13 protein-coding genes are annotated in these 14,361 nt (G+C 47.2%); 7 read left to right on the forward strand and 6 right to left on the reverse strand.

Translation table 11 applies throughout. The annotated features are described in order from the left end of the window. From GWG06_RS23565 to GWG06_RS23585, 5 genes are all read left to right on the forward strand, one after another. On the forward strand, window positions 1-325 hold a 325-nt coding region (locus tag GWG06_RS23565; RefSeq protein ID WP_160716435.1), incomplete at its 5' end, for an IS3 family transposase. A gap of 112 nt (window positions 326-437) precedes the next feature. After that, window positions 438-1,334 (forward strand): type 1 glutamine amidotransferase, encoded by an 897-nt coding sequence (locus GWG06_RS23570; RefSeq protein WP_127044378.1) that lies wholly within the window; start codon window positions 438-440, stop codon window positions 1,332-1,334. A 29-nt stretch (window positions 1,335-1,363) separates the two neighbouring features. Beyond that, window positions 1,364-2,560, forward strand: a complete 1,197-nt coding sequence (locus tag GWG06_RS23575; RefSeq protein WP_127044377.1) for a hypothetical protein — start codon at window positions 1,364-1,366, stop codon at window positions 2,558-2,560. 212 nt (window positions 2,561-2,772) lie between these two features. Further along, window positions 2,773-3,894 (forward strand): hypothetical protein, encoded by a 1,122-nt coding sequence (locus tag GWG06_RS23580; protein ID WP_127044376.1) that lies wholly within the window; start codon window positions 2,773-2,775, stop codon window positions 3,892-3,894. A gap of 48 nt (window positions 3,895-3,942) precedes the next feature. Next, the gene (locus GWG06_RS23585; protein WP_160716437.1) at window positions 3,943-4,335 is read left to right on the forward strand and encodes a RidA family protein; all 393 of its coding nucleotides are present in this window, start codon (window positions 3,943-3,945) and stop codon (window positions 4,333-4,335) included. A gap of 124 nt (window positions 4,336-4,459) precedes the next feature. Here GWG06_RS23585 and GWG06_RS23590 read toward each other — a convergent pair whose 3' ends face one another. The 4 genes from GWG06_RS23590 to GWG06_RS23605 all read right to left on the reverse strand — a co-directional run bounded on the left by GWG06_RS23590 (window position 4,460) and on the right by GWG06_RS23605 (window position 7,279). Next, on the reverse strand, window positions 4,460-4,765 hold the full coding sequence (locus tag GWG06_RS23590) for a rhodanese-like domain-containing protein (protein WP_127044309.1): 306 nt from the start codon (window positions 4,763-4,765) through the stop codon (window positions 4,460-4,462). 31 nt (window positions 4,766-4,796) lie between these two features. After that, on the reverse strand, window positions 4,797-5,612 hold the full coding sequence (locus GWG06_RS23595; RefSeq protein ID WP_160716439.1) for a PASTA domain-containing protein: 816 nt from the start codon (window positions 5,610-5,612) through the stop codon (window positions 4,797-4,799). 148 nt (window positions 5,613-5,760) lie between these two features. Continuing rightward, window positions 5,761-6,747 carry a D-alanine--D-alanine ligase gene (locus GWG06_RS23600; RefSeq protein ID WP_160716441.1) on the reverse strand — a complete coding sequence of 329 codons (987 nt, stop codon included), beginning with the start codon at window positions 6,745-6,747 and terminating at the stop codon, window positions 5,761-5,763. Window positions 6,748-6,931: 184 nt separating this feature from the next. Further along, a complete protein-coding gene (locus GWG06_RS23605; RefSeq protein ID WP_127044312.1) occupies window positions 6,932-7,279 on the reverse strand; it encodes a 4Fe-4S dicluster domain-containing protein in 348 nt (115 codons plus the stop codon). A 90-nt stretch (window positions 7,280-7,369) separates the two neighbouring features. Between GWG06_RS23605 and GWG06_RS23610 the strand changes: the two genes are divergently transcribed. Next, window positions 7,370-8,371 (forward strand): acyl-CoA reductase, encoded by a 1,002-nt coding sequence (locus GWG06_RS23610; protein ID WP_127044313.1) that lies wholly within the window; start codon window positions 7,370-7,372, stop codon window positions 8,369-8,371. 331 nt (window positions 8,372-8,702) lie between these two features. Beyond that, window positions 8,703-10,280: a trypsin-like peptidase domain-containing protein gene (locus GWG06_RS23615; RefSeq protein WP_127044314.1), complete on the forward strand. Its 1,578-nt coding sequence runs from the start codon at window positions 8,703-8,705 to the stop codon at window positions 10,278-10,280. 241 nt (window positions 10,281-10,521) lie between these two features. Here GWG06_RS23615 and GWG06_RS23620 read toward each other — a convergent pair whose 3' ends face one another. Both GWG06_RS23620 and GWG06_RS23625 read right to left on the reverse strand, forming a co-directional pair. Next, window positions 10,522-11,283, reverse strand: a complete 762-nt coding sequence (locus GWG06_RS23620) for a LytR/AlgR family response regulator transcription factor (RefSeq protein ID WP_078672331.1) — start codon at window positions 11,281-11,283, stop codon at window positions 10,522-10,524. Continuing rightward, entirely contained in the window at window positions 11,280-14,222 is a 2,943-nt protein-coding gene (locus GWG06_RS23625) for a sensor histidine kinase (protein WP_160716443.1), read from the reverse strand. Before GWG06_RS23625 ends, GWG06_RS23620 begins: the two co-directional genes overlap by 4 nt. Window positions 14,223-14,361 lie beyond the last annotated feature (139 nt).

Raw genomic sequence — 14,361 nt, forward strand, 5'->3', positions numbered from 1 at the left:
AGCCTTTAAGAGGCTGCCAGCTGATAGTAGCCTAATATTACATTCTGATCAGGGATGGCAATATCGCATGGAAAAATATCAGACACTGCTTAGCGACCGGGAGATTTTACAGAGTATGTCTGCTAAAAGCAATTGTCTGGATAATGCTGCTATGGAAAGTTTTTTTAGTATCCTTAAAACTGAACTTTTCTATCTTCAAAAATTTGATTCAATTAAGTCGTTGAGACAGCAAATCGTTAAATACATCGAGTATTATAATAATGATAGGATAAAACTTAAACTAAATGGCTTGAGTCCAGTAAATTACCGTACTCAAGCCGCTTAATTTTTAAAATCTTATAAAAGTGTCCAACTTTTTGGGTGCACTCCAATTTAGCTCTTCGCTTTTACATTCGTAATTCGCAATTCGTAATTCGTAATTTATTTAACTTTGCATTATGGCTCCGATTAAAACCAACTGGAAAGTAGCAGTGCTGGATATGTACGAAGGTGTGCCCAACGAGGGAATGCGCTGTATCAGGGAGATTTTGATGCAATATGCTGCCATGCATAAGCTGGATCTGCATTTTGATGAATTTGAAGTGCGGCAGCAGGAACAGGTGCCGGATACCTCTTATGATATCTATATCTCCACAGGAGGGCCGGGCAGCCCGGTAGACAGTGAAGGCAGCAACTGGGAAAGGAAGTATTTTTCCCTGATAGCGGCGCTGCTGGAGTGGAACCGTACACAGGAAATGAAAAAACCGGCGTTCTTTATCTGTCACTCCTATCAGATCATGTGCCGTTATTATAAAATAGGGAATGTATGCAAACGCAAGTCGCCGGCATTTGGTGTTTTCCCGGTCCATAAAACCGCTGCAGGTATGCAGGAGCAGGTTTTCACAGCACTGCCCGATCCGTTCTATATTGTGGATAGCCGTAACTGGCAGGTGATTGAACTGAATTATGATAACCTGCACGCAATGGGCGGCCATGTGCTGGCGTTGGAAAAAGAAAGACCGCACGTACCGCTGGAACGCGCTACCATGGCGATACGGTTCAATGAGCACTTCATCGGTACCCAGTTTCACCCGGAAGCAGATGCGGACGGTATGTATATGTACCTGCAGCAGGATGAAAAGAAACAGCAGGTGGTGAACAATCACAGCCTGGAGAAATATAACAGTATGCTGGAACAGCTGACAGATCCCGATAAGATCATGCTGACCCACGACCGCCTCATCACCGCTTTCCTGGATTACGCCATTTACGGGGAGTTGTCTGACAGACTGGCCGCCATTGAACATCCCGTTCAGGTGCCTACCCACAACGATGATGAGAACACCTTTTTCTGATTTATTTTTTAGACACAATCCATATCATCATGATACCCGCTGTCAGAGCTACTTACAATCAGCAGTTTACCGATACGCAATACCAGCAGCTGCTGCAGGGAATTGCGCAGGACGCCGGTATTGCGCCCGCTTTCCGGGTGGCTGAAACACCGGTATTTGTGCCGGCTGAGCTGACAGACAAATTGGTACAGGCCTGCGAAGAAATCATCAATGTAGTGCTCCGGCCTGATTTCAAAACCATCACCCGCGACGCCATTCCGCCGCACCTGAAGGTGCCTCATGAAAATGAACATCCGCATTTTATAGTGATAGACTTCGCAGTATGCCGCCGCGATGATGGCACACTGATCCCTCAGCTGATAGAGCTGCAGGGCTTTCCCACAATGTATGCCTTCCAGGAAGTAATGGCCAGGCAGTTTAAAACACATTTCAATATCCCCGGTCAGCTCAGCAATTTTTTTAACGGCCTGGATGAAAACAGCTACTATCAGCTGTTACGCGAGATGATTATCGGTACATGCCCGCCGGAAGAGGTAATCCTGCTGGAAGTAAAACCTGAAGAGCAAAAGACGAAGATTGATTTCTACAGCACCGAAAAATACCTGGGAATCAGCGCTGTATGCCTCACCGACCTGATACAGGAAGGGAAAAAGCTATTCTATATGCGCGATGGCGTGAAAACGCCTGTTCAGCGTATTTATAACCGCATCATCTTCGACGATCTGCTGCAGCAGTCGCCGGACCTGCCCCCTCACGTAAACCTCTTCCAGGAGCTGGATGTGGAGTGGATCACACACCCCAACTGGTTTTACCGTATCAGCAAATATACCATGCCCTTTATCCACAGCGAATATGTGCCTAAAAGCTGGTTCCTGCACGAGTTGCCGGTGGTGCCCGCCGATCTTGAAAATTATGTGCTGAAACCCCTCTTCTCCTTCGCCGGACAAGGTGTAGTCATTGACGTTACCCAGGAAGATATTGATAAGATCACCGATCCGGAAAACTGGATATTACAGCATAAGGTGAAATATGCGCCCGCCATTGAAACGCCGTCAGGGCCTGCCATCTGCGAAATCAGGATGATGTATGTCTGGCCCGATAGTTCCCCCAGACCTATACTCGTACACAACCTTTCCCGTATCAGCAAGGGAAAGATGATCGGCGTCGGTTTCAACAGTAAAGACACCTGGGTTGGTGGCAGCTGCTGCTTTTTTGAGCACCGGTAGTAGTATTTATGGATTTTGGAATTTTGGAATTTTTTAAATGCAGCGGATAATTCCGCGGAGATCTTCGCTGCATTTAAAAAATTCCAAAATCCCAAAATCCATAAATCCGTAAATCCCAAAATGATTCCCTCCGGCAAATACAATGCGTACCCCTGTATTATCTTCGCAATAATATTTACATTTATACTATATGTCAACTTAATATCTATCCTATGTTTAGTAACCTTGCCATTGATGTAGCGCTGGGGTTAATTTTTATATACCTGCTCTATAGTTTGCTGGCGTCTATTGTACAGGAGCTGATAGCCCGCCTGTTTAATGCCCGTGCGCGTGTGCTCACCAAGGGTTTGCGCAGAATGCTGGAAGATGATGACCATAGCGGGGATCTCGGTTTTTTCGGGAGATTCACCTTTTTCAATTTTTTTTATGAGCTGGGATGGAGCGTGGTATACTTTTTCCAGCCGTTTAAAAACAGTCCCTTCCTGAAGCAATTCTACCAGTCGCCCGCCATCCGTTACCTGGGTGAAAACAGTGCGGCAGCAAGACCGGCTTATATCAGTCCGGCTATATTCTCGCAGACCATGGTACACCTGTTGCGCGGCCCGCATAAGGATAACCAGCTCTCCGACGCGGATGCCATCCGGGAATGCCTGGCACAGAACAGCCTGCAGCTGTCGGCAGATACCCTGGCGCATATACGGGATCTTTTTGAAGATGCCCGCCATGATATTACCGCCTTCCGGCTGTTGCTGGAAGCCTGGTTCAATGAAACCATGACCCGTGCCAGCGGGTGGTACCGCAAGCATACGCAGGCCTGGCTGCTGATACTGGGAATGGGCATTGCGGCAGCATTCAATGTGGATTCCATTGCCATTGCCCGCATCCTGATGAAGGACAAGAGCGTGCGCGAACAGATGGTGCAGCTGGCCATGAGCCGCCAGCCGCAATATGCGGCTATCACGGATACGCTTATACGAAAAAATGTACTTCACCGGGACAGCGCCTTTTTCCGCACAGATACTACCTGGAAGGTAATGGTCAGGGATACATCGCTGATAGGTGTGTACGGCATGCTCCGCAACGACCTCGGCGATGCTAAGAATGTGCTGGGCATCAGCAGGGCCTGTGTAACGGATACTACTGCCACCGGCCTGCCGGTGGTACGTTGTGGCTTCACGCATCCCTATCAGCGCAATGGCTGGCTCATTGCCGCCGGCTGGGCGATGACCGCACTGGCTATTTCGCTGGGAGCACCATTCTGGTTCGATCTGCTGGGTAAAGTGGTGAAGTTCAGATCTGCTCCGCCGCCCAACACAACGGTTACCGGAGAATGAGCAGGAAGCCGTAATTTTGTGCATCCTCTCACCTCAATATATTCTCTTATGAAACGTACCAATTATTCCTCCGGTGCTGTATGGGAAAGCAAAGTAGGCTATTCCCGTGCGGTAAGGGTGGGCAATGTGATCGAAGTATCCGGCACGGTGGCAACCGATAATGATAAAGTAGTCGCAGAAGGTAACGCGTATGAACAAACGCGGTTTGTACTGGCAAAGATAGAATCCGCCCTGATTTCAGCCGGCGCCAACCTGCACGACGTAGTACGTACCCGCATGTTCGTGACAGACATCTCCCGCTGGGAGGAATATGGCCGCGCTCACGGCGAATTTTTCCAGAGCATCAAACCCGCTACTACCATGGTAGAAGTAAGCAAGCTCATAAATCCGGGCTACCTGGTAGAAATAGAAGCCACCGCCATATGCAGAGACCCCCAATAATATTTTATTATTTAGTTATTTGAGATGTAGTTATTTGAGATTTAAAATAAAGCAAGATGCCTTCAGGATTGTTCTGAAGGCATCTTGCTTTATTTTAAATCTCAAATAACTAAATAACTACATGTTACTTGATTTTGTCCTGCCAGTTGAGCATACCGCCGGTGAGGTTTTTCACGTTGGTGAAACCCATGGTTTCCAGGATCATGCAGGCCTGACCGCTGCGGTTACCACTGCGGCAGTACACGATCACTTCCTGTTCCTGCAGCCCGTCGATTTCATCGATCTGCATGGTTTGTATCTGGCCTAATGGAATATGTGTTCCACCGATGTTGAATTCAGCACGCTCATGAGGTTCCCGTACATCCACGATGTTCAGTTGCTCTCCGTTATCGATGCGCTGTTTCAGTTCTTCAGCTGTAATATTCTGCATAGTTCATGTATTTGGTGTGGTTAATGATGCATTATTCTTCGGTTGGTTGCGGCTGCGGGGCTACAGAGTCTTTTACCGGCTTACTGGCTGACAGCCACAGGTCTACGCTTTCGCCGGCCCTGACCATGTTGAATTCACCGATGTCGTTCATGCGGGCAGGCACCTGTTTTACGATATAGGCATTGGCGGTGTCGCTTACACCCGGATCAATAATGATGGTTCCTGCACTGAGATTAGCGGCACTCAGCATTTCCCTGGCTTCCGCAAATGTAAGCCCTATAAAGTTAGGCACCGGATTTTCGATGCTGCCGGTACCGCTGCTGATAATCAGTGTGATATTACTACCCTCCGGAACAGGTGTACCCGGTTTTATCCTTTTACCATTCAGCAGCTGCTGCAGAATGGTATTGGCAGCAAAATCAGGTCTGTAAATAGTATCTCCTACATTGAGGCGCATACTTCTCAGCATCATCTCCGCGCTGCGGAAGGTCAGCCCTTCCAGGTCAGGCATCTTTACCATAGGCGCCACCACTTTATTCACTGTCAGGTAAATCGTTCTGCCTACTTTTACCTGTGCGCCTTTATCAGGTGTTTGTACCCATACAGACAACGGAGGGATAGAATCAATGTAAATAGAATCTCTCACATCCGCTTCAAAACCTGCTTTTTCCAGTAATGCTATCGCCTCATTTACATTTTTGCCGCGTACATCCGGCACCACCAGCTGTTGCCCATGCTTGGTGATTACACCCAGCATAGAGAAAAACAGCAGTGCCAGCGCAAAAAATAAAGCAATAACTACCAGAAGGTTAATTCCGAATGAGCGCTTGGTAATAAAGTCAAACACGTTGATAAGATTAAAGTTAAACTATGAATTACGAATTGCGAATTGCGAATTACGAATGATAAGCGAAGATCTACGCGAAGAAGTAAATGCTAACTCCTCTAAGATCTTCGCCTATCATTCGTAATTCGCAATTCGTAATTCGTAATTATTATTTCATGCATTCTTCCAGCAGCGTTCCATAAAACTCCTGGAGTGTTTTCCCTGCCGCCCTTACCTGCTGGGGCACCAGGCTATTTTCTGACTGGCCCGGCATGGTATTGATTTCCAGGAAAAACAGTTTCCCGGTACCTTCTTCACAGATGAAGTCGGCCCGCGCAATGCCTTTACAATTCAGTTTATCGTACAGCGCAGCAGCGGTTTTTCTGATGAGGTTAGCTAACTCTTCAGATATCGGTGCAGGCGTGATTTCGTTGGTGATGCCGGGGGTATATTTGGCTTCGTAGTCGAAGAATTCCTTGCTGCTCACAATTTCTGTGATAGGCAGCTGGGTGAGTGTTCCATTGGCCCTATACATACCGATGGTGAGTTCGCGGCCTCTGATAAATTCTTCGATGAGCACCTGGGAGTCTTCATTAAAGGCTTTTTCAATGGCAGGCTGCAGTTCTTCCGCTGTTTTCACTTTGGACATACCGATACTGCTGCCGCCTTCTGCCGGCTTAACGAATACGGGTAAACGCAGTTGTTGCAGGATAGCCGTGGTATCGTAGGGCTGATCGCGGAAAATATGCTCGGATTTTGATACGTTTACCACGTTCAGGGCAGCCACTACTTTATTGCAAAAGCTTTTGTTGAAAGTCAGCGCGGAGGTAACCATGCCGCAGCTGGTGTACGGGATACCCAGCATTTCGAAATAGCCCTGCAGGCGGCCATCCTCACCGGGAGTACCGTGGATACCGATAAATACGGCATCAAATTTTATCTTGTTGCCGTTGACGGTCAACGAGAAATCATTCTTGTCTATATCCAGGATACTGCCGTCGGCAGCCGTATAATGCCATCCTTCTCTTGTGATGATGATCTTATATATCGCATATTTGCTGCTATCCAGGTTTTTCTCTATTGTTACAGCACTTTGAACGGATATCACATATTCTCCTGAATATCCGCCGGCTACCAAAGCTATATTCTTCTTCATAAGATATTTTACAATAAGCGGGTAAAGTTAAAGGTTATTTGTTAATTGTCAACGGCAAGGCAGTGGCGGTTTTATTTTATTTCAGGCGCTTTCCGGCTCTCCGGTGACAGTTGGCAGCATAAATTACATAAAAAAGCCATCCGGAATGATCCGGATGGCCATAAATATGTTTGCTGAGAAAAGATTACAGGTGCAGTTTGTCTTTCTTAGCCATCAGTTCATCCACAGTTTCCTGGTACATTTCGTCCGGAACACAGCAGTCAACCGGGCAAACGGCAGCGCACTGGGGCTCTTCATGGAAACCCTGACACTCCGTACATTTATTGGGAACGATGTAATAAGTATCTACGCTGATAGGAGCATTGCGTTGATCGGCATCCATAGCGGAACCGTCCATGAGGGTGTAGGCACCTTTCACGGTAGTACCATCTGCCAGGGCCCACTCTACACCACCTTCGTATATAGCATTATTGGGGCATTCCGGTTCGCAGGCGCCACAATTTATACATTCATCTGTTATCTTAATTGCCATAGAATAAACTTTTTTAGAAGTAAGCCATTAATTTTGTGGACAAAAATAAAATTTTCCCGGTTTAATCAAGTCAAATATTTAAACAGTTTCATGAATATAGCAGAAAAAGAAGCAGCGTTGGTGCGCCTTGGCCAATATCTGGCGGGCAATAGTCCGGAATTGACAGCAGTAAAGGAACGTGCTTTTATAGCAAATGGCTGGTTTACACCTCCTTTTATTGATATCTCACTGGATAATATTTGCCGGTATTTCCTGGAACCTGCCGCCCTCCGGCAGTGGCTCAGCCGGTACCCCGCGGTTGAAAACACCAGGGAGCCCCGGCAGGTAGGTATCGTAGCTGCCGGCAATATTCCGCTGGTAGGCTTCCACGACTGGCTCTGCGGGTTCGTGAGCGGCCACCGGGTCAAAATGAAACTATCTTCCAAAGATGAAATACTCATGAGACATATCCTGGACAAAATGACCGAATGGTATCCGGAAACAGCCGGCCAGACGGAAGTGCAGGACATGCTTAAAAACTGCGACGCCTACATTGCCACCGGCAGCAACAACTCCGCCCGCTATTTCAATTACTACTTTTCAAAATATCCCAACATCATCCGTCACAACCGAACCTCTGTGGCGGTTCTTACCGGTACGGAAAGCCCGGAAGAACTGGAAGCCCTGGCGGACGACGTGATGCTCTATTTCGGTCTTGGCTGCCGCAATGTCACTAAAGTGATGGTACCGGAAGGCTATAACTTCGACGCCCTCCTGAATGCCCTCCGCAAATACGATTACCTGGCCGATCACCACAAATACAAGAACAACTACGATTATAACCTGGCACTGCTGCTGCTCAACAACAGCCCATACCTGACCAATGGCTGCATACTGCTCCACGAGGCGGAATCGCTGTTCTCCCCGCTGAGCGTACTCCATTACGGCTACTACAAAGATATTCAGCAACTCCGCCATGACCTTGCAGCCCATCCCGAATTGCAAACCATTGCAGGCAACGGCTTCACTCCCTTCGGTCAGGCCCAGCAGCCCTCACTGAATGACTACGCGGATGGAGTTGATACGATGGCGTTTCTGCTTGGTCTTTCTTAGAATAATTACGAATTACGAATTGCGAATTACGAATGCAGAAGCGAAGATTAAAACGAAGATTAATGGGGATAACTATAAAACATCTTTTAATCTTCGTTTTAATCTTCGCTTCTGCATTCGTAATTCGCAATTCGTAATTCGCAATTCATGCCTAATTGTCATATTACTTTTAGTTCTGTTTAACGATTGATATAAAAATGTGTTAAAGTAAACGGAGGTTGTTGTGTTTGAGATGGGGTCGCTATTAAATTTGTATCCCGAGGCACACAAATTGATTAAATCCGCGTAATAAAATTTAAATTTAGTTACACAACGCTAAACACACTATAATATGAAATTCAAGCAAATTGCTACAACTGTGTTAATCAGTAGTATCACTGCAGCTGCCGCCATATTTGTGTACGGCAAGTACTTTGAAACCCGGCAATCAGGCGCATTACAGAATGGCTCCAATGATATCCCCGTAAACTATGCAAGGTATATGCCCGGTACGGAACGCGGCGCCAATGCAGTTCCCCCTTCAGATTTTGTGACAGCGGCCAGGGCAGCAGTTCCCGGAGTAGTCCACATCAAAACGAAAATCAATCCCCGCCAGATTACAAACGGTAATAACCTGCAGAGAAGACGCAGCATCCTGCAGGACCTCTTCGGCGATGATTTCTTCGGTGATGAATTCAACGGCGGCGGTGGTGGCCGTAAATACTACATTCCCGGCCAGATGGCTTCCGGCTCTGGCGTGCTTATTTCCGATGACGGCTATATTGTTACCAATAACCACGTCATAGCGGATGCTGATGAAATCAACGTATCTCTCAGCAACGACAACAAAACCTTCAAGGCCAAACTGGTCGGCACAGATCCCAGCACGGATCTGGCGGTGATCAAAATCACCGGTAAAGGATTTCCCTATCTGCTCTATGGTAATTCAGACAACGTGGAAATTGGTCAGTGGGTACTGGCAGTAGGCTATCCGCTTAACCTGGATGCTACCGTAACAGCCGGTATCGTAAGCGCAAAATCCCGCTCCATTGGTATCAACAAAAGCGGCGGCCGTATCAACAACTCCATCGAATCCTTTATTCAGACAGATGCCGCGGTGAACCAGGGTAACAGCGGCGGGGCACTGGTAAATACTGCCGGCGAGCTGGTGGGCGTCAATTCCGCCATCGCATCCCCGACCGGTTCCTACGCAGGTTATTCCTACGCTATCCCGGTAAACCTCATTAAAAAAGTGGTAAACGATATCCTGAAATACGGCAGCGTACAGCGTGCCTACCTCGGTGTGAAATATGCCTCTCCTTCTGCTATCGCTTCTATGAGCGATGACCAGCTGAGAGATATCGGTATCAGAAGAGATGTTAACGGCGTGCAGATCACAGAAGTGGTGGACAATAGCTCCGCCGCTACCGCCGGCCTGAAACAGGGCGATGTGATCATCAAAATAAACGGCGTCAACATCCCCGGCCCTTCCCAGATGAGCGAGCAGGTAGCCCGCTACAAACCAGGCGATAAGATCAGTATCAGCTACACCCGTGGCGGCAAGGAATATACGGCAGAAAATGTAACGCTCAGGAACCTGCAGGGTAATACCGATGTGGTAAAGGTGACTTCCATTGACCGCCTGGGCGCCGACCTGTCAGAACTCACTGCCGAAGAAGCCGCCAACATCGGCGTAAAAGGTGGTATCCGGGTAAATGACATCGGTACCGGTATCCTGAAAAAACAAACCAGCATGGCGCCGGGCTTTGTTATCCTGAAAGCCGGCAATACCGCGGTCACCTCCGTCAACTCCCTGGGCAGCATCCTTGATAAACAGAAAAATGTACAGCTGGTAGGTTTCTATCCGCAGAGAGGCGGTAATATCTACTATTACAATATCGTTACAGGAGGCAGTGCAGAAAACCTCTGATAAAAGCTATTAAATGAAAAAGCCCCATTCAGTGAATGGGGCTTTTTCATTTAATACAAGTAAGGTCTGGAAAAACCAACGAGTAATAGCTAGATCTATGAAAACCCATAATGAAAATAAGATAAGTATATGATGTTCTTTTATATTATTTCGTAAACACATATATTCTTACCGGGAACGCATAAAAAAGCCGGTTAAGCGTAAAGCCACCGGCGCAAAATTTTTATGGAAAAAGATAAGATTACAGGTTGATGACTCCTTTCAGTTGTGTAAAGAATTCATCTTTTTTACGGGAAGAGATAGGAATATTCTTCTGATCGCTCATCACCACGGCGGTTCCCAGCCCTTTGATGATTTTCACGATATGATGAATATTGATGAGGAAAGATTTATGGACCCTGTAAAAGCCTTTATCAGAGAGCATTTCCTCATATTCCTTCAATGACTTGGATATCAGGTGGGAAACATTGTTGATCAGCTGTATTTTAGTATAGCTGTCAAATGCTTCACAGTAAATAATATCCTTCAGGTCTATAACATTATACCCGTCATTTACCGGAATAACTATTTTAGAGAAAGCGTTGTCGTTATTCTTTACATAGTCCTTCAGGATGGAAGCCAGTTCATTCAGTCTTCCCTTCTTGCTTTTCTTCACCTTTTCCAACGCATCTTCCACCTCGCTGACCTTAATTGGTTTCAGCAGGTAATCGAGCGCTGCAAACTTGATGGCCTGCAAAGCATATTCCTGAAAAGCGGTAATAAAAATGACTTCAAAATTCAGTACCGGAAACATTTCCAATAGCTGAAACCCATTGTGCGGTGGCATCTCAATATCGAGGAACAGTACATCAATGGGGTTATTCTTAATCATTTCCGCCGCCTCATTAATGTTTTGCGCTTCTCCGACTACTGTAACATCCTTGCAGTAGTTCTCTAAAATATTACGCAAAATATGAATGTTGCGGACTTCATCGTCTACAATGGCAGCTTTAATATTACTCATAACATCTTAACAATGGGAATCAGTATTTCAACTAAGGTACCTTCCTTATTGCCGAAACCAGATTTAAATTTATCAATAATTTCTAACTTTCCAACACTTCCATTAAAAGATTTTATAATCTGCAACCTTTCCTTTATCACGCTTAACGCGGTGGATTCGTGTTTGATAAGCCGGGAGCTCTTGATGCTGTTGGACTTATCCCAGCCTATTCCGTCATCGTCTACAGAGCAATACAACAGGTCGTCTACCATCTCCAGCCTGATTTCCAGGTAGCCGCTGCTGTTCTTTGGCGCCAGTCCGTGCTTGATGGCGTTCTCCACAATGGGCTGGATAATCATGGGGGGAATATAGACGGTATAGTCCTTCAGCGCATCTTCCATAATGAAATGGTAAGTAAAGGAATGTGCGAACCGGATTTTTTCCAGTTCCAGGTAGCGGGTCAGGAAAGCGATTTCTTCTTCCAGCGAAATATATGATTTGCGGGAATTGTTGAGCATCTGCCGCATGAGCGTGGCAAAGTCCGCCAGGAAGTTGAGCGCCTGTTTTTCTTCCTTCTCCAGAATCAGGTGCTGTACTGAATTCAGGGAGTTGAAGATAAAATGCGGGTTCATCTGGTTGGTCAGCGCTTTGGCTTCCAGCTCTGCAATGCGGCGGTTGTATTCTGTTTTGCGTTTCTCCGCCTGCTTGATTCTTCTCACAATAAAGCGCAGCACTACCAGTATGAGCAGCAGAGCAGCTACCAGCAGAATGCCTCTCGCCCACCATTGCTGGTACCATTGCGGCAGTATGTTCACATTCATGCTGAGCGGCTTTGACCAGTCGCTTTTATACTTGCGGGCCCGCACCATCAGCCTGTAGGCGCCAGGCGGCAGGTCCGGGAACGGGAAAATGTTTGACATGGTAGTTACCCAGCCATTGGTGCTGTCGCCGGAGAAGTTATACTGGTACTCCACCAGGTCGGGCAGGTCGAATACGATGGTGCCGAATTCTACTTCAAAGGACGCTTTACGTTTATACAGGTGGGTAAAGTCGGTGGCAGGTAAAAAAGTACTGTCGCCGTACCGGATATTGCTCAGGTAAATAACCGGCGGCACCGTGTCTACCGGCAGGTTGTTGCCTTTGAAGTAACACAGTCCGTTCGAGGTGGCGATATACAGCATATCATGATCGGCGTATACGCCGCGTATATCGTCGGACATGAGTCCGTCGTTGGAAGTGATATTGCGGGTAATAGTCCTTGTTTTCACATCAATCACCGAAACGCCTTTGTTGGTGGCCACATACAGGTGTTTGCTGCCATCGTAGTAAAGCTGCTGGCAGATGTCGCTCGCAAGGTTGTTGGCCGACGAGAGGTGCTTGACCACTTCGTCCCTGTACATCACATAAATGCCCTGGTCGCTGGTGCCTACCCACAGGTAGCCATTGATCCACTTCAGGTCCTTGATGCTGAGTTTACGGAAAGTATCGTTGCCGGCGGGTTGCAGCTGCCGGCGGTTATCCGAGCAGAAGTAAAGGCCGGTATTGGTGCCTACATAATACGTAGAATCTGTTACGCTGGCAATGGAAGTTACCATCATATCCAGGTCGCTGATGGCATATTCATCCAGTACGATCACCTGGTTTTTGGCGGCGATCCTGATTTTACCGGAGGGGGTGATGTCTACATCTTTCAGCATTCTGACAGACTTCAGCAATCTGGCTTTCTGGGCGGCGGTGTTAAACAGCAGGAGTCTGTTATCCGTGCCTATCAGCATGTCATTATCGCGGTAGGGTAATATGGTCAGCAGGCTGTTACGTCCGCTGGCTGTATCCAAGGTGAACTGGTTAATATTGCCGCTGCTGCTGATAGTATTGAGGATGCCTGCGTTCTGTCCGACCAGCAGCATATCTGTTTTTTTATCTTTACAGATGCTGAAAATGGAATGGGAATACAGTCCGTTGGTGTTATCGAGATAGCTGAAATAAAAATTCTTGTAGGGGATATAATATACGCCGTCGCCGAAAGTGGTAATCCAGATATTGCCATCTCTGTCTTTCAGCAGGGAGGTGATATAGTGGTTATCCAGGAGTTTAATGACTTTCTTCTCTCCGTTAAAAAAATCACGGATGAAGTACAGGGCGCGTTGGGTGCCTACCCAGAGGTTATTATTATCTATGCAGACATTGCTGATATCTTCGCGGATACCCCATGCCGGCCCGTTGAAAAAGCAGATGGCATCGGTGGCGGAGTAAGAGTACAGTGCGTTACGGAGCATGAGTACAGGCCGCTGGTGGATGCGGGCAGCCAGGGCGGTATCTGTTAACGGGTACGGGCATACGGAGTGTACCACGAGGTTCTCATTACCGGGGTCTTTCAGCGACTCTACGTGGAAGGCATTCTGCAGCGGGCGAAAGAGGCCATCGTTGCGCAGCAGCCAGAGCAGGGCCACATCGCCCCGTCCGAGTTTATCGTATACCACCTGTTTACCGGTATACTGAATAACGCGGTTATTGGTGTTATAGAACCAGACTGCCTTTTCCTTCCCTCCTTCCCTGTCTTCGAAGGCCGACTGCATATAGTGGCTGCGGTTATTGAAGCGCAGGGTAGAATCGTTATCGCTGTTATGGATAATGGATTTGTAGTAGAAGGATAATTTTCCGTTAAGGGTAAAAAACCAGAGGCGGCCTTTGGAGTCGGCGGCCAGCCTGAAAACATCGTTATCTGTCAGGCCGTCTTTTTTGGCGTAATTCCGGAAGCGTTTCCCGTCGAATTTACTGACGCCGGTAGGCGTAGCAAACCAGATAAACCCGTCTCTGTCCTGTACGGCAGCATAAACAGTCGCATTTGCCAACCCATCTTTCACATTATAGTTCCGGATCATCAGGCCCTGAGCCAGCGCGTGCGTACTTGTGCAAAAGATGACCAGCCACCATAACAGTATGTAACGGGTAAAGGACATCGGATATCATTAATGGTTAGACTATGTGTAATTTGGATTTGGTCATTTGAGATTTGATTATTTAAAATGCAGCGAAGAATTTCGGGATGATTTTCGTGTAGAATATCATGAAGATCATCGCTGCATTTTAAATAATTAA

It is taken from the genome of Chitinophaga solisilvae (assembly GCF_009928525.1).
In the GTDB taxonomy this organism is placed as follows: Bacteria; Bacteroidota; Bacteroidia; order Chitinophagales; family Chitinophagaceae; genus Chitinophaga; species Chitinophaga solisilvae.